Consider the following 17,828-nt stretch of genomic DNA (forward strand, 5'->3'; position numbering starts at 1 on the left):
CTGCTACGACTCCCGGCCGGGGAACTCGTACGCCTCGACCTCGGCCAGGTACCGCGCCCGGCGCTCCTCGTCGTCCTCCAGGAAGGAGGCGAGGAAGGAGTTGCGGGCCAGCTCGCGCATCTGGTCCTCGGAGAGACCGAGGGTGTCGCGGACGGCGTGGAAGTTGTCGCCCGCGTAACCGCCGAAGTAGGCCGGGTCGTCGGAGTTGACCGTGCACATCAGCCCCGCCTCCAGCATCGCCGGGAGCGGGTGGTCGGCCAGCGTGTCGACCGTGCGCAGGCGGACGTTGGACAGCGGGCACAGGGTCAGCGGGACGCGGTCCCGGACCAGCCGCTCCACCAGCGCCGGGTCCTCCATGGACCGCAGCCCGTGGTCGACGCGCTCCACCCCGAGCAGGTCCAGGGCCTGGACGACGTACTCCGGCGGACCCTCCTCACCGGCGTGCGCCACCCGGCGCAGGCCGAGCGCGGCGGCGGCGTCGTACACCTCGCGGAACTTCTCCGGCGGGTTGCCCACCTCTGCGGAGTCCAGGCCGACGGCGGTGATCCGGTCCAGGTACGGCTTGGCGGCGTCCAGCGTGGCGAGCGCCGACTCGGCGGACTCGTCGCGCAGGAAGCACATGATCAGCTTGGTGGAGACGCCGTGGGTCTCCTCGCTGCGGCCCAGCGCCCGCCACAGGCCCTCGACCACGGTCCCCATCTCCACCCCGCGCGCGAGGTGGGCCTGCGGGTCGAAGAAGATCTCCGCGTGCCGCACACCCTGCTCCGCCGCGCGGGCGAGATAGGCGTCGGCCAGCTCCTCGAAGTCCCGCTCGGTGCGCAGGACGGCCATCAGCTCGTAGTACAGGTTCAGGAAGGACTGGAGGTCCTCGAACCGGTACGCCTCGCGCAGGGCCTCGGTGTCGGCGTGGGAAAGCTCCACGCCGTTGCGCTCGGCCAGGCGGAACGCAAGCTCCGGCTCCAGTGTGCCTTCGATGTGCAGGTGCAGTTCAGCTTTGGGGAGGGGCATCGAAATATCCTACGCCCGCCCCCGCACGCTCAGCGGCGCTTGGGCACCGGCACGCGGTCCAGGTCGCGCGCCACGGTCAGCTCGCCCTCGAACCCGGTCGCGCGGGCCTGCCGCTCGAACTCGGCCGGGTCGGAGTAGCGCTGGCTGAAGTGGGTGAGGACGAGGTGCCGCACCCCGGCGTCCCGGGCCACGGCCGCCGCCTGCCCGGCCGTCAGATGACCGTGCTCCTCGGCGAGCTTCACGTCCTCGTCGAGGAAGGTGGACTCGATGACGAGCAGGTCGCAGCCCTCGGCGAGGGCGTGCACACCGGGGCACAGCCGGGTGTCCATGACGAACGCGAACCGCTGCCCGCGCCGTGTCTCGCTGACCTCCTCCAGCGTGACCCCGCCGAGCGAGCCCTCCCGCTGGATGCGGCCCACGTCGGGACCGGAGATGCCGTGCTCGGCCAGGCGGCCGGGGAGCATGCGCAGCCCGTCGGGCTCGACGAGCCGGTAGCCGTAGGACTCCACCGGGTGGGACAGCCGGTACGCCTGGAGCGTGTAGGAGGGGGCGGCGGCGAGGGTGCCGTCGGTGTCGACGGGTGCCTCGGTGAGGTCGACGGTCTCCCGGTAGGCGGTGGAGTACCTCAGCCGGTCGAAGAAGCGCTGCCCCGAGCGCGGGTAGTGCGCGGTGACCGGGTGCGGCACCCGGTCCAGGTTGATCCGCTGGATCACCCCGGCCAGGCCCAGGCTGTGGTCGCCGTGGAAGTGGGTGACGCAGATCCGGTTCAGGTCGTGCGCGGCGACCCCGGCCCGCAGCATCTGCCGCTGGGTGCCCTCGCCGGGGTCGAAGAGGATGCCCTCGCCGTCCCAGCGCAGCAGGTAGCCGTTGTGGTTGCGGTGCCGGGTCGGGACCTGGCTGGCGGTGCCGAGCACCACCAGTTCACGTGCGGACATGACGGGTCATCCGGGGGGCCAGTTGAGGCCCCGGCCGCCGAGGACGTGCGCGTGGGCGTGCCAGACGGTCTGGCCGGCACCGCTGCCGGTGTTGAAGACGGTGCGGTAGCTCTCCAGGGACTCGCCCTCGGCGACTCCGCGGGTCTCCGCGAGGACGTCGGCGGCCACCTGCGGTGCTTCGGCGGCGAGTTCCGCGGCGTTCTTGTAGTGGGCCTTGGGGATCACCAGGATGTGGGTGGGGGCCTGGGGGTTTATGTCCCGGAAGGCGAGGGTGGTGTCGGTCTCCCTGACCACGTCTGCGGGGACCTTGCCCGCGATGATGTTGCAGAAGAGGCAGTCCTCTTGGGGTTCCCCTGCCATGTCGCCGCGCTCGCTTTCGCCGGTGATCTTTGCCTTCGGCATCCTAGTCGTTCGGGTGCGGGTGCGTGGGGGCTGGGCGTGCCCCTGGAGCCGGCAGACCTGGAGGCGTCTTCGCGGGTTCCCTCTCCAGTGCTTCCAGGGCCAGGTCCACCGCCTTGTCCAGCTGTGGGTCCGTCCCCGCCGCCCAGTCCTGGGGGCGCATGGGGACCTCCACGTCCGGGTCGACGCCGTGGTTCTCCACCTCCCAGCCCCCGCTCTCCATCCAGAAGGCGTACTTGGGCTGGGTGACGATCGTGCCGTCGACCAGGTCGTAGCGGCTGTCGATGCCGATGACTCCGCCCCAGGTGCGCATGCCGACGACGGGGCCGATGCCGAGGGCCCGGATCGCGGCGTTCACGATGTCGCCGTCGGAGCCGGAGAACTCGTCGGCGACGGCCACCACCGGTCCCCGGGGGGCGTCCTGGGGGTAGCTCTCGGGGCGCGTGCCGCGCGGGAGGTCCCATCCGACGACGCGGCGGGCGAGCTTCTCCACGACGAGCTGGGAGGTGTGGCCGCCGCGGTTCTCGCGGACGTCCACGACGAGGCCCTCGCGGGCGACCTCCACCCGCAGGTCGCGGTGGATCTGGGCCCAGCCGGGGGCCTGCATGTCGGGGACGTGGAGGTAGCCGAGGCGGCCCCCGGAACGTTCGTGGACGTGGGCGCGGCGGCCGGCCACCCAGGCGTGGTAGCGCAGCGGCTCCTCGTCGGCGAGGGGGACCACGACCGCGTGCCGGGGTTCGCCGCCGCCGGCCGGGGCGACGGTCAGCTCGACGGGCTTGCCGGCCGTGCCGAGCAGCAGCGGGCCGGGCCCGGTGACCGGGTCGACGGGGTGGCCGCCCACGGCGAGGAGGGTGTCCCCGGCGCGGACGGCGACGCCGGGCGCGGCGAGCGGGGACCGGGCCCGCGGGTCGGAGGTCTCCGAGGGCAGCACCCGGTCGATCCGCCAGCCGCCGTCCTCGTGCCGGGAGATGTCCGCGCCGAGCAGCCCCTGCGGGGCGCCGTCGCTCCAGGCGCCGCCGGGGATGACATAGGCGTGGGAGGTCCCGAGTTCGCCGTGCACCTCCCAGAGGAGGTCCACCAGGTCGTCGTGGGTGGCGAGGCGGTCGAGGACCGGACGGTAGCGGTCCAGCACGCCGTCCCAGTCGACGCCGCCCAGGTCGGGGCGCCAGAAGTTGTCCCGCATGAGCCGGCCCGTCTCGTCGTACATCTGCCGCCGTTCGGCGACCGGGTCGACGGTGTGCCTCACGCGGCCGAGGTCGACGGTGACGCGGGCGTCGCCGTCGTCGTCGTCCGGGGCGCGCCGGTCGGCGGGTACGACGCGGAGGGTGCCGTCGCTCCACAGCAGTACGCGGCGGCCGTCGCCGCTGACCTCGAAGTGGGCGGCGTCGGCGGCGAGATGCTCCAGCCGGTGCTGGGCGAGGTCGTAGCGCTCCAGCTCGGTCCTGGGGTCGGGGGCTTCGGGGGTGGCGCGGGAGGCGCCGAGGACACCGCGCACCGGGTGGCGCAGCCAGAGCACGCCGTCCTTGGCGGCGCGCAGGTGGCTGTACCGGGCGGCCTCGACGGGGAAGGGCACGATGCGGTCGGCGAGCCCGTCGAGGTCGATACGGGTGGCGGGGGCGCCCTCGGTGCCCGGGGTCTCGTCCCGGTCGGCGGTGTCCACGGGGCGGCCGTGGCGCTGGGGGCCGAAGGGGGAGGGCGTGGTGGCGGCGAGGGTGATCAGGTGCGGGCGGACCGACTCGACGAAGGCGAGGTCGAAGACATGGCTGTCGTAGACGGGGTCGAAGGCGCGGTCGGAGAGGAAGGCGAGGTGGCGCCCGTCGTGGGTGAAGACCGGTTCGTGGTCGGCGAAGCGCAGCGGGGTGGCCTCGGTGACGGTGAGGTCGGTGGTCGCCGCGATCCGGATCTGGGAGAGCGGACGGGGACCGGGGTGGGCCCAGGCCAGCCAGCCGGAGTCGGGTGAGAAGGCGAGGCCGTGCACCTCGCCGTGCTCGCTGCGGTCGACCTCGCGGATCTCGCCGGTCTCCCGCTCGACGAGCAGCAGCCGTCCGTCGTGGGAGGCGACGGCGGCGCGGGTGCCGTCGGGGGACACGGCGAGTTCGAGGACCCGGCCGAGCGCACCGGCGGCGAGGCGGCGCGGGGCGGTGCCGGGGGCAGGGCCGGTGGCGGGCGCGAACTCCAGCGCGTCGTCGCCCTCGGCGTCGGTCACCCACACCACCCACTCCTCGCCGCCGGTGCGGAAGGTGCGCGGCAGCCGGGCGCGTATGCCGGGCCGGGCGGCGAGGGCGCGGGCGGGTCCGGCGCGGTGGGTGACCCAGTGGACGGTGCCGCGTACGGCGACCGCGCTGCCGCGCGCGGTGTGGTCGGGGGCCGCGGAGTCGAGCCAGCGGGCGGCGTCCAGCACATGGGGCTGGAGGTCCGCGCGGGCGCCGCCGAGCCGGATGCCGGGTCGGCGCGGCTCGGCGCCGTCGAGGTCGTCCAGGACCCAGAGCCGGCCCGCGCTGACGTAGACGACGCGGGTGCCGTCGCTCGCGGCGTGCCGGGCGTAGAAGCCTCCGAGGGGGGTGTGGCGGCGCAGGTCGGAGCCGTCGGCCAGGGAGGAGTACAGGGCGCCGGTGCCCTCGTGGTCGGAGAGGAAGGCGAGGCGGTCGCCGACCCAGGACGGGTACTCGATGTCGCCGTCCAGCTCCTCGTGCAGCCGGACGAACTCGCCGTCGCCGTCGCGGTCGATCCACAGCTTGCCCGCGGTGCCGCCCCGGTACCGCTTCCACGCGGAGGCGTCGCGGCTCATCCGGGCGGACAGCAGCACGGTGTGCGGGCCGTGGGCGACCGCTCCCACGGGGCCGTGGGGAAGGGTGGCGGCCGGGCCGCCGTCGAGCGGGACGGCGCGGGCCCAGGTCTGCCGGGTGCTGTGCCGTCCGGCCGCGCTGATCGCCAGCACCTCGCCGTCGGGGGTCCAGCCGCGGACCTGGGTGCGGGGGCTGCCCCAGTGGGTCAGGCGCCGCGAGGGCCCGCCGTCGACGGGGGCGGTGTGCACCTCGGGGGCGCCGTCGCGGGTGGAGGTCCAGGCGAGGGTGGTGCCGTCGGGCGAGATGCGGGGGTGGTCCACCGGCATGTTGTCGGCACTGACCCGCCAGGCCCGGCCGCCGTCCAGCGGGGCGACCCAGACGTCGTCCTCGGCGGTGAAGGTGATCAAGTCGCCGCGTATGTGCGGGAATCGGAGGTACGAGGCGGCGTCTTCGATGGCAGCACCCTGAGTCACGCGGTCACCCTACGCGCGGACCGGGGCCCGCGGACCCGGAATTGATCACTCCTTTCGTCACTTGCCCTCGACGGGCCGGCAGGCGGGGTCCTGCTCGCACCACAGGGTGCGGGTGACGGTGACGGTCACCGTGGGCCGTCCGCCGGGCCGGTAGGTGGCCGGCGGGGTGTACACCGGGCCGGGGGTGGCGTCGCAGTCGCCGAGCCCGCTGACCCGGAACACCTGCCGCCCGCCCACCTCGGCCGTGAGGTTCCCGCGCACGCAGGCGCCGCTCACCGCGCGGGTCACCCTGCCGGTGACCTTGATGTCCCGCCCGTCCGTGGTGCGTCCCTGGCAGTCCACGGTGACGACGGTGGACTCGCTCGGCGAGACCGTGGCGCCTCCCCCGCCTCCCTGGCGCCCGGTGCAGGTCAGCCAACTGACGTCCACATGGCGCTTCTTCAGCGCGTCGGTCGCGGTCGAGTCGGTGGTGTACGCGACCGAGGCCGCCCCCAGGTCACCCGGCTGACAGGCCGTCACCGCACCGGCGCCCAGCACCACGAGCCCGGCCACGGCGAGCGCCCGCGCCGGACGCGGACCCCGGCGAATCCACCTCGATACCCCCATACGGCCCAGCGTCCCACCGACTCCCCGGCGGCGGAAGACCACATGAAGCCAGTCACCCGAACGTGCGGCCGTGGCCACCGTGGACGGGAGCTGCTGGCGGCCGTCGCCGTCAGCCGGGCATCAGCAGCCACTCCTGGAGTTCCACCAGGTTCCCCTCGGGGTCCTTCAGATGGGCCACCCGCATCCGGCCGGTGAAGTCCGCCGGGCCGTGGACCAGTTCGGCGCCCCGGCCGGTGATCTCGGCGCAGTAGGCGTCGAGGTCGTCGACCCGGAGCACGACCAGGGAGCGATGCCCGGTGGCGGTGTCCCCCAGGCCGGCGAGCACCTCGGCCATCGACGCCCGGTCCTGCAGGGCGATCCCGGCGGACCCGGCGTGCGGGCTGAACTTCTCGTACGGGCCCTCGGCCGAGCCCGACTGGGGGCGCAGGCCGAGGACTTCGGCGTAGAAGCGGTAGCAGGCGGGGAAGTCCGTGACCAGCAGGCGGACCTGGGCGAGTTCCATGTCAGGACCAGCGCCCGGTGCGGCCCAGCAGCAGGGCGGTCGCGGCGGTGCCCGCGGTGGAGGTGCGCAGCACGGACGGGCCGAGCACGCAGGCGCGGGCGCCCGCCTCCTCGAAGAGTGCCAACTCGTCGCGCGAGACGCCCCCTTCGGGGCCGACCACGAGCACGATCTCACCCTCGGAGGGCAGTTCGGCGGTGGCGAGCGGGATGCTCTCGTGCGCGAAGTCGGAGTGGAGCACCGCGGCGAAGTCGGCCCGCGCGAGAAGTGCCGCGACCTGCTTGGTCGTCGCCGTGTCCGCGACCTCGGGGAAGCGGACCCGGCGGGACTGCTTGCCGGCCTCGCGGGCGGTGGAGCGCCACTTGCCGAGCGCCTTGAGCCCGCGCTCCCCCTTCCACTGGGTGATGCAGCGCGACGCCTGCCAGGGCACGATCCGGTCGACCCCGGTCTCGGTCATGGTCTCCACGGCGAGTTCGCCCCGGTCGCCCTTGGGGAGGGCCTGGACGACGGTGATGCGCGGGGACGGCGGCGGCTCCTCGGCGACGGACGCCAGGTGGACGATCAGCCGGTCCTTGCCCTCCGTCCCGACCACCTCGCACACGGCGTAGCGCCCGGCGCCGTCGGTGAGGACGACCTCCTCGCCGGGCTCCAGACGCTTCACGGAGACGGCGTGCCGCCCCTCGGGGCCGTCGAGTACGTAACGGGCGCCGTCCGTGCGGAAGTGCTCGACGACGAAGACGGGCGCGGTCATCGCGCGTCTCCTCCTTGGTTTCGGATGGGTCGGTGCCGGCTCCCGAACTCGCCTCGTACGAGGTTGAGTTCGGCGGCGAGGGTGCGGACGAGTTCGGCGGCGGGCAGCGGCCGGGCCAGCCGGTGGCCCTGGCCCGCCCACAGCGACATGCCCTGGGCGTCCCCGGCGGCGGTGGCGGCCTTGCGCAGCGGCGAGGTCAGGTGGTGCACGTCGGGGTAGGCGGCGGGCGCGTAGGGCCCGTGCTCGCGCAGGAACCGGTTGGTCAGGGCGCGGGCCGGGCGCCCGGAGAAGGCCCGGGTCAGCTCGGTGCGGGGGAAGACCGGGTCGGTCAGCGCCCGCTTGTGGACCTCGGGGGCGCCGGACTCGGGGGTGGCGAGGAAGGCGGTGCCCAGCTGGACGGCGGTGGCCCCGGCGGCGAGCGCGGCGGCGATCTGCGCGCCGCGCATGATGCCTCCGGCGGCGACGACCGGGATGTCGACGGCCTCGGCGACCTGGGCGAGAAGGGACAGCAGGCCGAGCCCGGTGCCGTCGTTCTCCGCGAGGTCGCGGTGGGTGCCCTGGTGGCCTCCCGCCTCGATGCCCTGCGCGATCACCGCGTCCGCCCCGGCCCGCTCGACCGCGCGGGCCTCCTCGACGGTGGTGGCGGTGACCAGGGTGACGGTCCCGGCGCGGCGCAGCGCGGCCAGCGCCTCGGGGTCGGGCACACCGAAGTGGAAGGAGACGGCGGCGACGGGATCGTCCAGCAGGACGGCGAGCTTGGCGTCGTAGCCGTCGTCGCGGCCGCCGTCGGGATCACCGGTCTCGGTCTCGTACCAGGCGGCCTCACCGGCCAGTTGCTGCGCGTACAGCTCGACCGCGCCGGACTCGGCGTGGGCGGGCTGGGGCAGGAAGACGTTGACGCCGAAGGGGCGGCTGGTCAGCCCGCGCAGGCGTTTGATCTCGCGGTACATGCCGTCCGCGGTCTTGTAGCCCGCGGCGAGGAAGCCGAGCCCTCCGGCCTCGGAGACGGCGGCCGCCAGCTCCGGCACGGAGACACCGCCCGCCATCGGGGCCTGCACGATCGGATGCACGACGAGATCGGCCAGTGCGGAGGACATGCCCGCATGGTGTCATGTCCGCCGGACAAGTCCGAATCCGCCCCGGGCGTGGGGGCGCGCTGGGCGCCCCCCGCCGTCAGCGTCCGTTGAACGCGTCCTTCAACCGGGAGAACAGGCCCTGCTGGCCGGGCTGGAACTGACCCGTGGGCCGCTCCTCGCCGCGCAGCTTGGACAGCTCCCGCAGCACCCGCTCCTGCTCGGCGTCGAGCTTGGTCGGCGTGGTGACCTCGACGTGCACGATGAGGTCGCCCCGGCCGCCGCCGCGCAGATGCGTGACGCCCCGGCCGTGCAGCGGGATCGACTGGCCGGACTGGGTGCCGGGCCGGATGTCGACCTCCTCCATCCCGTCCAGCGTCTCCAGCGGCACCTTGGTGCCGAGGGCCGCCGCCGTCATCGGGAGGGTGACCGTGCAGTGCAGGTCGTCGCCGCGCCGCTGGAAGGTGGAGTGCGGCAGCTCGTGGATCTCGACGTACAGGTCGCCGGCGGGGCCGCCGCCGGGGCCGACCTCGCCCTCGCCCGCGAGCTGGATGCGGGTGCCGTTGTCGACACCGGCGGGGATCTTCACCGTCAGGGTGCGCCGGGAGCGGACCCGGCCGTCGCCCGCGCACTCGTGGCACGGGGTCGGGACGACGGTGCCGAAGCCCTGGCACTGCGGGCAGGGGCGGGAGGTCATGACCTGGCCCAGGAAGGACCGGGTGACCTGCGAGACCTCGCCCCGGCCGCGGCACATGTCACAGGTCTGCGCGGAGGTGCCGGGGGCCGCGCCCTCGCCGCTGCAGGTGTTGCAGACGACCGCCGTGTCGACCTGGATGTCCTTGGTCGTGCCGAAGGCCGCCTCGTCGAGCTCGACCTCGATCCGGATCATGGCGTCCTGGCCGCGGCGGGTGCGCGAGCGCGGTCCGCGCTGCGACGCCGTGCCGAAGAAGGCGTCCATGATGTCGGAGAAGTTGCCGAAGCCGCCGGCCCCGAAGCCGCCCGCGCCGCCACCGGCGCCGCCGGCCTGGGAGAGCGGGTCGCCGCCGAGGTCGTAGACCTGCTTCTTCTGCGGGTCCGACAGCACCTCGTAAGCGGCGTTGATCTCCTTGAACCGCTCCTGGGTCTTCGGGTCGGGGTTGACGTCCGGATGCAGCTCGCGCGCGAGCCTGCGGAACGCCTTCTTGATCTCATCCTGCGACGCGTCGCGGCGCACGCCGAGAACGGCGTAGTAATCCGTGGCCACTTACGACTCCGCCAGGATCTGTCCGACGTACCGTGCCACTGCGCGTACCGCTCCCATCGTTCCCGGATAGTCCATGCGGGTCGGTCCGACCACGCCGAGCTTGGCAACCGCCTCGCCGCCCGAACCGTAGCCGACCGACACGACGGACGTGGAGTTGAGTCCCTCGTGGGCGTTCTCGTGCCCGATACGCACGGTCACGCCCGGATCTTTGGCTTCGCCGAGGAGTTTGAGGAGCACGACCTGCTCCTCGAGCGCCTCCAGCACGGGCCGGATCACCAGGGGGAAGTCATGTCCGAAACGGGTGAGATTGGCGGTGCCGCCGATCATCAGCCGTTCCTCGTTCTCCTCGACCAGTGTCTCCAGCAGAGTGGAGAGCACTGTGGAGACCGTACCGCGCTCCTCCGCCTCGAAGGCATCGGGGAGGTCCTCGACCAGTCGCGGTACGTCGGTGAACCGGCGTCCGGCCACCTTGCTGTTGAGCCGCGCACGCAGATCCGCGAGCGGCGCCTCGCCGAACGGGGCGGGGCAGTCGACCATCCGCTGCTCGACCCGGCCGGTGTCCGTGATCAGCACGAGCATCACACGGGCGGGGGCGAGTGAGAGCAGTTCCACATGCCGCACCGTGGACCGGGTCAGCGAGGGGTACTGCACGACGGCGACCTGCCGGGTGAGCTGCGCGAGCAGCCGGACCGTGCGGGCCACGACGTCGTCCAGGTCGACGGCGCCCTCCAGGAAGTTCTGGATGGCGCGCCGCTCGGGCGCCGTCATCGGCTTCACACCGGCGAGCTTGTCGACGAAGAGGCGGTAGCCCTTGTCGGTGGGGATGCGCCCGGCGCTGGTGTGCGGCTGGGCGATGAACCCCTCCTCCTCCAGCGCGGCCATGTCGTTGCGCACGGTCGCCGGGGAGACGCCGAGGCTGTGCCGTTCGGTGAGGGCCTTGGAGCCCACCGGCTCCTCGGTGCCGACGTAGTCCTGCACGATGGCGCGCAGCACCTGCAGCCTGCGTTCGCTCAGCATGCGCACCTCCATCGCGTCGCCCCACGGCCCTTACGGTGTCCCGCCTGGCACTCTGCTCGTGCGAGTGCCAGACTTCCCCGGCCAGTGTACGGCCGTGGGGTGGTCACCGGGCAAGGTCGGTGCGGTCCGTACGGCTTGTCCGCGGCTAGCGTCCGGGTATGACGGTGACTTGGGAAGACCTCGGGTGGGAGCGGCTGGCCGAGGGGGTGGGCCGGTGCCGGCTGCCGGGCTGGGACTGCACGGTGGGGCTGGTGGTGGGCGCGGGCACGGCGCTCGCGGTGGACGCGGGGTCGAGCCTGGCCGAGGGCGCCGGGCTGCGGGCCGCCGCGCGGACGCTGGCGGGCCGTGATGTGACCCATCTCGCGCTGACCCACCCGCACTTCGATCACGTCCTGGGCGCCCCCGCCTTCGCCGGGGCCGAGGTCTACGGCGCGGTCGGGCTGGACGTGGTGTTCGGGCACGGGCGCGAGGCGCTGCGGCGGGACGCGGTCGGGCACGGACTCCCGGCCGGGGAGGCGGAGGCCGCGAGCCGGGCCCTGGTCCCGCCCGCGCACGCGGTGTCCGGCGAGTGGACGCTCGACCTCGGCGGCGGCCGCCAGGTGCTGCTGGCCAACGTCGGCCCCGGGCACACCGCCCACGACATGGCGGTCCTGGTGCCGGGTGCCCCCGAGGTCGTCTTCTGCGGAGATCTGGTGGAGGAGTCCGGTGAGCCGCAGGCGGGCCCGGACGCCGTGCCCTCCCGCTGGCCGGACGCGCTGGACCGGCTGCTGGCCCTCGGCGGCGAGGACGCGCTGTACGTGCCCGGTCACGGAGCGGTGGTCGACGCGGCCTTCGTACGGCGCCAACGCGACGCCCTGGCCACGCGTTTCGGCGTGTCCTGAGTACCGGGCCGCGACTTCTCCTATCGTCTGCGGAATGCGCCCACCCGTCTCCCGCCACCGCCCTTCCAGCGAGGGCCCTTCGGGCCCGCACTCCCGTTTGTACTCCCCCGACCTGACCGCCCCCTGGAAGAAGCCGCAGGCCGTGCCCGAGGTGGCGGCGGAGGCGGGGCTGGTGGTGGAGGAGCCCGGTACCGGGTTCTGCGGGGCGGTGATCCGCTGCGAGGCGGGGACGGTGACGCTGGAGGACCGCTTCGGCAAGCACCGGGTGTTCCCGCTGGAGCCGCGCGGCTTCCTGCTGGAGGGCCGCCCGGTCACCCTGGTCCGCCCTGCCGCCGCCCCCGTGAAGCCCGCCCGTACCGCCTCCGGCTCGGTCGCCGTCCCCGGCGCGCGCGCCCGGGTGGCCCGCGCGGGGCGGATCTACGTCGAGGGCCGGCACGACGCCGAGCTGGTCGAGAAGGTCTGGGGCGACGACCTGCGCATCGAGGGCGTCGTCGTGGAGTACCTGGAAGGCGTGGACGACCTGCCCTCGATCGTGGCCGAATTCGATCCCGGCTCCGACGCCCGCCTCGGTGTTCTGGTCGACCATCTCCTGCCCGGCACCAAGGAGTGGCGCATCGCCCAGTCGGTCACCAGTGACCATGCCCTGGTGGTCGGCCACCCGTACATCGACATCTGGGAGGCCGTGAAGCCCTCCGCCCTCGGCATCCCCGCCTGGCCGCGCGTCCCGCACGGCCAGGACTGGAAGAAGGGTGTCTGCGAGGCCCTCGGCTGGCCGGAAAACACCGGTGCCGTGTGGCAGGCGATCCTGGCGAAGGTGACGTCCTACCGGGACCTGGAACCGGAGCTGCTGGGACGGGTGGAGGAACTGATCGACTTCGTCACGGCCGAGGCGTAGCCGCCTCGCTCAGTCCACCAGGTCCCGCACCACCGCGTCCGCCAGTAGCCGTCCGCGCAGAGTGAGGGTGGCGCGGCCGTCGGCGTAGGGCCCGGGGTTCAGGAGGCCGTCGGCCAGGGCCCGGCCGGCGGCGGCCAGGCCGGCCGGCTTCAGGAGGGACAGCGGGACGCCGTCCCGGAGCCGGAGTTCCAGCAGGATGCGTTCGACCCGGCGGTCCTCGTCGGAGAGGAGTTCGCGTCCGGCGCCCGGGGTGCGGCCGGCGGCGAGCGCTGCGGCGTAGGCGCCGGGGTGCTTGACGTTCCACCAGCGCACCCCGCCCACGTGGCTGTGCGCGCCGGGGCCCGCGCCCCACCAGTCGGCGCCGCGCCAGTACAGCTCGTTGTGCAGGCAGCGGGCGGCCTCGGTGGTGGCCCAGTTGGAGACCTCGTACCAGTGCATGCCCGCCGCGGTGAGTAGTTCCTCGGCGATGAGGTACCGGTCGGCGTGCACGTCGTCGTCGGTCATCGGGACCTCGCCGCGCCGGATGCGCCGGGCGAGCTGGGTGCCCTCCTCGACGATCAGGGCGTAGGCGCTGATGTGGTCGGGGCCCGCGCCGAGGGCCGCCTCCAGAGAAGCGCGCCAGTCGTCGTCGGACTCGCCGGGGGTGCCGTAGATCAGGTCGAGGTTGACGTGGTCGAACCCGGCCGCGCGGGCTTCGGCCACGCACGCCTCGGGGCGGCCCGGGGTGTGGGTGCGGTCCAGGATCTGGAGCACGTGCGGCCTGGCGCTCTGCATGCCGAAGGAGAGCCGGTTGAAGCCGCCCTCGCGCAGGGTGGCCAGGTAGGCCGGGTCGACGGAGTCGGGGTTGGCCTCGGTGGTGATCTCGGCGTCGGGCGCGAGGCCGAACTCGTCCCGGATCGCGCCGAGCATCCGCACCAGGTCCCCGGCGGCCAGCAGGGTCGGCGTGCCGCCGCCGACGAAGACCGTACGGACCTCGCGCGGGTCGTCGCCGAGCACCTTGCGGGCGAGGCGGATCTCCTCGACCACGGTGTCCGCGTAGTTGTCCCGGGAGGCGAGCACGCCGCCGGTGCCGCGCAGCTCGGTGGCGGTGTAGGTGTTGAAGTCGCAGTAGCCGCAGCGGGTCGCGCAGTACGGGACGTGGAGATAGAACCCGAGGGGCCGCTCGGCCACGCCGGCGAGCGCGGCGGCGGGCAGCGCGCCGTCGTCGGGGACGGACTCGCCGTCGGGGAGTGCGGAAGGCATGTCCTCCATTGTCCCGCACCGCGGGCGGGACCCCGCTCAGTGCGCCTGGAGCACCAGCAGGGCGAGATCGTCCTCGGGATCGTCCTCGCCGAAACCGTGGACCAGGTCGCGGATGCGGTCGGCGATGTCCCCGGCGCTCAGGCCCGCGCAGCCGGACAGGGCGCGGGCGAGCCCGTCGCCGTCGTCGAACTGGTCGGAGCCGGACCGGCGCTCGGTCACCCCGTCCGTGACGCACAGCAGGCTGTCGCCGGGGCGCAGCTCGACGGTCTCGCTGAGGTAGGTCTCGTCCTCCACGACGCCGAGCAGGGTCTGCGGGCGGGCGACGGCGCTGACCCGGCCGTCGGGGTGGAGCACCAGCGGCAGCGGGTGCCCGGCGGAGGCGAGGGTGCAGCGGACGCCGCCCTCGACGGGCGTCAGCTCGCCGTAGAGCAGCGACAGGAAGCGGGTCTGCGGGCCGTCGCCGGGGGCGAAGGGGCCGCCTCCGGCGGCGATCAGGGCGCGGGCGGCGGCGTCGGCGGCCTCGGTGGCGTCGTCCAGGAGGAGCTGGTTGAGACGGTCCAGGACGTCCGCGACGCCGTACCCCTCGCGGGCGAGCAGCCGCAGCCAGGGCCGGGCGAGCCCGATGACGACGGCGGCCTCGGGCCCCTTGCCCTGGACGTCGCCGACGGCGAAGCACCAGCGGCCCCGCCCGGCCGGGAACAGGTCGTAGAAGTCGCCGCTGGGGCCGCCCTGGTCGCGGGGTTCGTAGACGAGGGCGCTGGACATGCCGGGGATCTCGGCGACCGCGCCGGGCAGCAGCCCGCGCTGGAGGACGGCGCTGATGGTGGCCTGGCGGGCGTACTGGCGGGCCGTGCCGATGGCGAGGGCGACCCGGCGGCCGAGGTCCTCGACCAGGCCGGTGACCTCGTCGGGGAAGCCGAGCAGGCCGCAGCGGCCGATGAGGAGGGTGCCGAGCGGGCGGCCGCCGGCGATCAGCCGGTAGGAGAGCGCGGTGCCGTGGGTGCCCTCGGGGCCGAGCGCGGTGCCGGGCCAGAGGTAGGGCTCGGGGCCGGAGCGCACGCCGTCCCGGGAACGCGGGGGTTCCTTCTCCAGGGCCCGCTGGAGCTCCTCGATGCGGCTCTCGCTGGTGTGCCAGACGCGGGCGGGCCCGTCACCGCCGCCGCGTACGGTCGCCTCGTCCTCCAGCCAGATCGCGCACCAGTCGGCGAGCCGGGGCACGATGAGCTGGCCGGTGAGGGCGGCGACCAGGTTCTCGTCGAGCTGTCCGGCCAGCAGGTCGGAGGCTTCGGCGAGGAAGGTCAGCGCGCCCCTGCCGAGCCAGTCCCGGTCGCCCGCGGCGCGCTGCGGCTGCGGGGCGAGGGCCTCGGCGGCGACCAGGGCGGGGGCGGGCGCCGGGCCGTCGGGTTCCTCTGCTCCACCGGGCGGCAGACGGGCCCAGACGGTCTTGCGGCCGGTGCGGTAGGTGACGCCCCAGGACTCGGCGAGGGTGGCGACCAGCCGCAGTCCGCGGCCGTGCTCGGGGGTCTCGTACGGGGTGTCGTCGGCGGGGTCGCGCGGGGCGCGGGCGGGGTGCTGGTCGTGGACCTCCACGACGAACGCCCCGCTCTCCTCCAGCCGCCAGCCGATCTGGACCTCGGTCCCCGCGTGGACGACGGCGTTGGTGACGAGTTCGCTGACGACGGCGGTGGCGTCCTCGCCGAGCCGGGCGGCGCCGTCCGGGCCGGTGAGGCCGAGGCCGGCCCAGTCGGTGAAGGCGGCGCGCACCAGCGCCCGGGCCGTGCCGGGCGCGGCCGGACTGCCGGGGAGGGTGGCGCCGCCCTCGGCGAGGGCGCGCGTGCCGGGGGGCGCCGGCGCGTCGTCCGCTCCGGCGCCGCCCGCCCGTTGCACGGGTATGGCCGCCATGTCCATGCGGCCAGGGTGACAGACAGGCGGGGCGCGTAAGCACCGAGTCACCGAAGTGAACGATCGTGGCGGCGGACTCGGCCACCGTCCCGCCAGAAGGCGGTCATTTTCGGACGCGGCCGAAACCCGCTCCACCGGGCCGGCCGTGTCGGGCCGCCCCGGCGGACGCGGATCAGGCTTCGCGGGCCCCGCTGTACATCTCGTCGATCAGGCCCTTGTACTCCCGCTCCACCACGGGCCGCTTCAGCTTCAGGCTGGGCGTGATCTCCCCGTGCTCCACATCGAGGTCACGCGGCAGCAGCCGGAACTTCTTGATGGTCTGCCAGCGCTGCAGCCCCTCGTTGAGCTGCTTCACGAAGCCGTCCACCAGCTCGACGGTCTGCGGCGCGGCCACCACCTCGGCGTACGACTTGCCCTCCAGGCCGTTGTCGGCGGCCCACTGGAGGATGGCGGGCTCGTCGAGCGCGATGAGGGCGGTGCAGTAGTTCCGGTCGGCGCCGTGCACCAGGATGTTGGAGACGTAGGGGCAGACCGCCTTGAACTGGCCCTCGACCTCGGCGGGCGCCACGTACTTGCCGCCCGAGGTCTTGATGAGGTCCTTCTTGCGGTCGGTGATGCGCAGGTAGCCGTCGGCCGACAGCTCCCCGATGTCGCCGGTGTGGAACCAGCCGTCGGACTCCAGCACCTCGGCGGTCTTCTCCGGCTGCTGGTGGTAGCCCTCCATGACGCCGGGGCCGCGCAGCAGGATCTCGCCGTCGTCCGCGATGCGCACCTCGCAGCCGGGCATCGGCTTGCCGACCGTGCCGGTGCGGTACGCCTCGCCGGGGTTGACGAAGGAGGCGGCGGAGGTCTCGGTGAGGCCGTAGCCCTCCAGGATGTGGATGCCGGCGCCGGAGAAGAAGTAGCCGATCTCGGGGGCGAGGGCGGAGGCGCCGGAGACGCAGGCGCGCAGTCTGCCGCCGAACGCCTCGCGCAGCTTGCCGTAGACGAGGGCGTCGGCGGCCTTGTGCTTGGCGGCCAGCGCGAACGGCACGGAGGCGGTGCCGGTGCGCCGGAAGCTGTCCTGGGACACCTTGGCGTACTCGCGGGCGACCTCTGCGGCCCACTGGAAGATCTTGTACTTGGCCGCGCCGCCCTCGCGGGCCTTGGCGGCGACGCCGTTGTAGACCTTCTCGAAGATGCGCGGCACCGCGGCCATGTAGGTCGGCCGGACCACCGGCAGATTCTCGATGATCTTGTCGACGCGGCCGTCGACCGCGGTGACGTGACCGACCTCGATCTGGCCGGAGGTGAGCACCTTGCCGAAGACGTGGGCGAGCGGCAGCCAGAGGTACTGCACGTCCTCGGCCGTGCACAGGCCGGTCGACGCGATGGCCTTCGCCATGTAGGCCCAGTTGTCGTGCGGCAGCCGCACGCCCTTGGGGCGGCCGGTGGTGCCGGAGGTGTAGATCAGGGTGGCCAGCTGGTCGCGGGTGATCGCGCCGACCCGCTCCTTGATCAGCTCGGGGTGCTGCTCCAGGTAGGCGGCGCCGCGCTTCTCCAGCTCGGCGAGGGTGATCACCCAGTCGCCGGTCTCGGCGCCCTCGGGGTCGATCACGACGACCTTGGTCAGCGCGGGCAGCTCGGCCCGGCGCTCGACCGCCTTGGCGACCTGGGCGGCGTCCTCGGCGATCAGCACCCGGCTCTCGGAGTCGGAGAGGATGAACGACGACTCGTCGGCGTTGGTCTGCGGATAGACCGTGGTGGTGGCACCGCCCGCGCACATGATGCCGAGGTCGGCCAGAATCCACTCGACCCGGGTCGAGGAGGCGAGCGCGACGCGCTGCTCGGGCTCGATCCCCAGCTCGATCAGGCCGGCCGCGATCGCGTTCACCCGCTCCGCCGCCTGGCTCCAGTTCAGCGACCGCCACTCGTCGGGGCCCTCGCCGGAGTCCGCCGGGACCGGGTACCGGTAGGCCTCGGCGTCCGGTGTGGCCGCCACGCGCTCCAGGAAGAGGGCCGCCACGGACGGCGGACGGTTCTCGATCAGGGTCTGTGTGTCGCTCACGACATCCTCCGGGGCCCGCGACGGTGCGGCTGACTCGGTGCGGCTGGGTGGACTCACGCTGGTTCGAAGCT

General features: G+C 73.9%; 15 protein-coding genes. 2 read left to right on the forward strand and 13 right to left on the reverse strand.

Features of this window, described 5'->3' with window-relative positions; translation table 11 throughout:
• Window positions 1-3: 3 nt before the first annotated feature.
• The 10 genes from ABZ898_RS19405 to hrcA form a co-directional block, all read right to left on the reverse strand.
• Window positions 4-1,008: an adenosine deaminase gene (locus ABZ898_RS19405; RefSeq protein WP_361659973.1), complete on the reverse strand. Its 1,005-nt coding sequence runs from the start codon at window positions 1,006-1,008 to the stop codon at window positions 4-6.
• A 29-nt stretch (window positions 1,009-1,037) separates the two neighbouring features.
• The gene (locus ABZ898_RS19410) at window positions 1,038-1,943 is read right to left on the reverse strand and encodes a ribonuclease Z (RefSeq protein ID WP_361659976.1); all 906 of its coding nucleotides are present in this window, start codon (window positions 1,941-1,943) and stop codon (window positions 1,038-1,040) included.
• A 6-nt stretch (window positions 1,944-1,949) separates the two neighbouring features.
• Complete coding sequence (locus tag ABZ898_RS19415) at window positions 1,950-2,303, reverse strand: histidine triad nucleotide-binding protein (RefSeq protein WP_361659978.1); 354 nt, start codon at window positions 2,301-2,303, stop codon at window positions 1,950-1,952.
• Between the two features lie 43 nt (window positions 2,304-2,346).
• Complete coding sequence (locus ABZ898_RS19420; RefSeq protein WP_361659980.1) at window positions 2,347-5,601, reverse strand: S41 family peptidase; 3,255 nt, start codon at window positions 5,599-5,601, stop codon at window positions 2,347-2,349.
• A 57-nt stretch (window positions 5,602-5,658) separates the two neighbouring features.
• Window positions 5,659-6,207 carry a hypothetical protein gene (locus ABZ898_RS19425; protein ID WP_361659983.1) on the reverse strand — a complete coding sequence of 183 codons (549 nt, stop codon included), beginning with the start codon at window positions 6,205-6,207 and terminating at the stop codon, window positions 5,659-5,661.
• A 109-nt stretch (window positions 6,208-6,316) separates the two neighbouring features.
• The gene (locus tag ABZ898_RS19430) at window positions 6,317-6,709 is read right to left on the reverse strand and encodes a VOC family protein (protein WP_361659986.1); all 393 of its coding nucleotides are present in this window, start codon (window positions 6,707-6,709) and stop codon (window positions 6,317-6,319) included.
• 1 nt (window position 6,710) lies between these two features.
• A complete protein-coding gene (locus ABZ898_RS19435) occupies window positions 6,711-7,457 on the reverse strand; it encodes a 16S rRNA (uracil(1498)-N(3))-methyltransferase (protein WP_361659988.1) in 747 nt (248 codons plus the stop codon).
• The gene (locus ABZ898_RS19440; RefSeq protein WP_361659991.1) at window positions 7,454-8,554 is read right to left on the reverse strand and encodes a nitronate monooxygenase; all 1,101 of its coding nucleotides are present in this window, start codon (window positions 8,552-8,554) and stop codon (window positions 7,454-7,456) included. Before ABZ898_RS19440 ends, ABZ898_RS19435 begins: the two co-directional genes overlap by 4 nt.
• Window positions 8,555-8,630: 76 nt before the next feature.
• Window positions 8,631-9,773: a molecular chaperone DnaJ gene (gene dnaJ / locus ABZ898_RS19445; RefSeq protein ID WP_361659994.1), complete on the reverse strand. Its 1,143-nt coding sequence runs from the start codon at window positions 9,771-9,773 to the stop codon at window positions 8,631-8,633.
• Entirely contained in the window at window positions 9,774-10,790 is a 1,017-nt protein-coding gene (gene hrcA, locus ABZ898_RS19450) for a heat-inducible transcriptional repressor HrcA (RefSeq protein WP_361659997.1), read from the reverse strand.
• 158 nt (window positions 10,791-10,948) lie between these two features.
• Here hrcA and ABZ898_RS19455 point away from each other — a divergent pair, with 158 nt between their 5' ends.
• Both ABZ898_RS19455 and ABZ898_RS19460 read left to right on the forward strand, forming a co-directional pair.
• Window positions 10,949-11,671 (forward strand): MBL fold metallo-hydrolase, encoded by a 723-nt coding sequence (locus tag ABZ898_RS19455; RefSeq protein ID WP_361660000.1) that lies wholly within the window; start codon window positions 10,949-10,951, stop codon window positions 11,669-11,671.
• A 34-nt stretch (window positions 11,672-11,705) separates the two neighbouring features.
• Entirely contained in the window at window positions 11,706-12,566 is an 861-nt protein-coding gene (locus ABZ898_RS19460) for a DUF3097 domain-containing protein (RefSeq protein ID WP_361660002.1), read from the forward strand.
• Window positions 12,567-12,575: 9 nt separating this feature from the next.
• On the opposite strand, the gene hemW is transcribed toward ABZ898_RS19460, so the two are convergent.
• The 3 genes from hemW to ABZ898_RS19475 all read right to left on the reverse strand — a co-directional run bounded on the left by hemW (window position 12,576) and on the right by ABZ898_RS19475 (window position 17,757).
• Window positions 12,576-13,808, reverse strand: coding sequence for a radical SAM family heme chaperone HemW (gene hemW / locus ABZ898_RS19465; protein WP_361660005.1), 1,233 nt, complete (start codon window positions 13,806-13,808; stop codon window positions 12,576-12,578).
• A 36-nt stretch (window positions 13,809-13,844) separates the two neighbouring features.
• Window positions 13,845-15,710 carry an ATP-binding SpoIIE family protein phosphatase gene (locus ABZ898_RS19470; protein ID WP_361660118.1) on the reverse strand — a complete coding sequence of 622 codons (1,866 nt, stop codon included), beginning with the start codon at window positions 15,708-15,710 and terminating at the stop codon, window positions 13,845-13,847.
• Window positions 15,711-15,882: 172 nt separating this feature from the next.
• On the reverse strand, window positions 15,883-17,757 hold the full coding sequence (locus ABZ898_RS19475; RefSeq protein WP_361660008.1) for a long-chain fatty acid--CoA ligase: 1,875 nt from the start codon (window positions 17,755-17,757) through the stop codon (window positions 15,883-15,885).
• Window positions 17,758-17,828 lie beyond the last annotated feature (71 nt).

Source organism: Streptomyces sp. NPDC046860 (assembly GCF_040645115.1).
Taxonomy (GTDB): domain Bacteria; phylum Actinomycetota; class Actinomycetes; order Streptomycetales; family Streptomycetaceae; genus Streptomyces.

What these genes read in the sequence shown, in the direction of transcription:
- ABZ898_RS19435 (WP_361659988.1), bottom strand. Translation starts at nt 7,457, where the DNA reads ATGACCGCGCCCGTCTTCGTCGTCGAGCACTTCCGCACGGACGGCGCC.
- hrcA (WP_361659997.1), bottom strand. Translation starts at nt 10,790, where the DNA reads ATGCTGAGCGAACGCAGGCTGCAGGTGCTGCGCGCCATCGTGCAGGAC.
- ABZ898_RS19405 (WP_361659973.1), bottom strand. Translation starts at nt 1,008, where the DNA reads ATGCCCCTCCCCAAAGCTGAACTGCACCTGCACATCGAAGGCACACTG.
- hemW (WP_361660005.1), bottom strand. Translation starts at nt 13,808, where the DNA reads ATGCCTTCCGCACTCCCCGACGGCGAGTCCGTCCCCGACGACGGCGCG.
- ABZ898_RS19415 (WP_361659978.1), bottom strand. Translation starts at nt 2,303, where the DNA reads ATGGCAGGGGAACCCCAAGAGGACTGCCTCTTCTGCAACATCATCGCG.
- ABZ898_RS19430 (WP_361659986.1), bottom strand. Translation starts at nt 6,709, where the DNA reads ATGGAACTCGCCCAGGTCCGCCTGCTGGTCACGGACTTCCCCGCCTGC.
- ABZ898_RS19425 (WP_361659983.1), bottom strand. Translation starts at nt 6,207, where the DNA reads ATGGGGGTATCGAGGTGGATTCGCCGGGGTCCGCGTCCGGCGCGGGCG.
- ABZ898_RS19470 (WP_361660118.1), bottom strand. Translation starts at nt 15,710, where the DNA reads ATGGCGGCCATACCCGTGCAACGGGCGGGCGGCGCCGGAGCGGACGAC.
- ABZ898_RS19410 (WP_361659976.1), bottom strand. Translation starts at nt 1,943, where the DNA reads ATGTCCGCACGTGAACTGGTGGTGCTCGGCACCGCCAGCCAGGTCCCG.
- ABZ898_RS19440 (WP_361659991.1), bottom strand. Translation starts at nt 8,554, where the DNA reads ATGTCCTCCGCACTGGCCGATCTCGTCGTGCATCCGATCGTGCAGGCC.
- ABZ898_RS19455 (WP_361660000.1), top strand. Translation starts at nt 10,949, where the DNA reads ATGACGGTGACTTGGGAAGACCTCGGGTGGGAGCGGCTGGCCGAGGGG.
- ABZ898_RS19460 (WP_361660002.1), top strand. Translation starts at nt 11,706, where the DNA reads ATGCGCCCACCCGTCTCCCGCCACCGCCCTTCCAGCGAGGGCCCTTCG.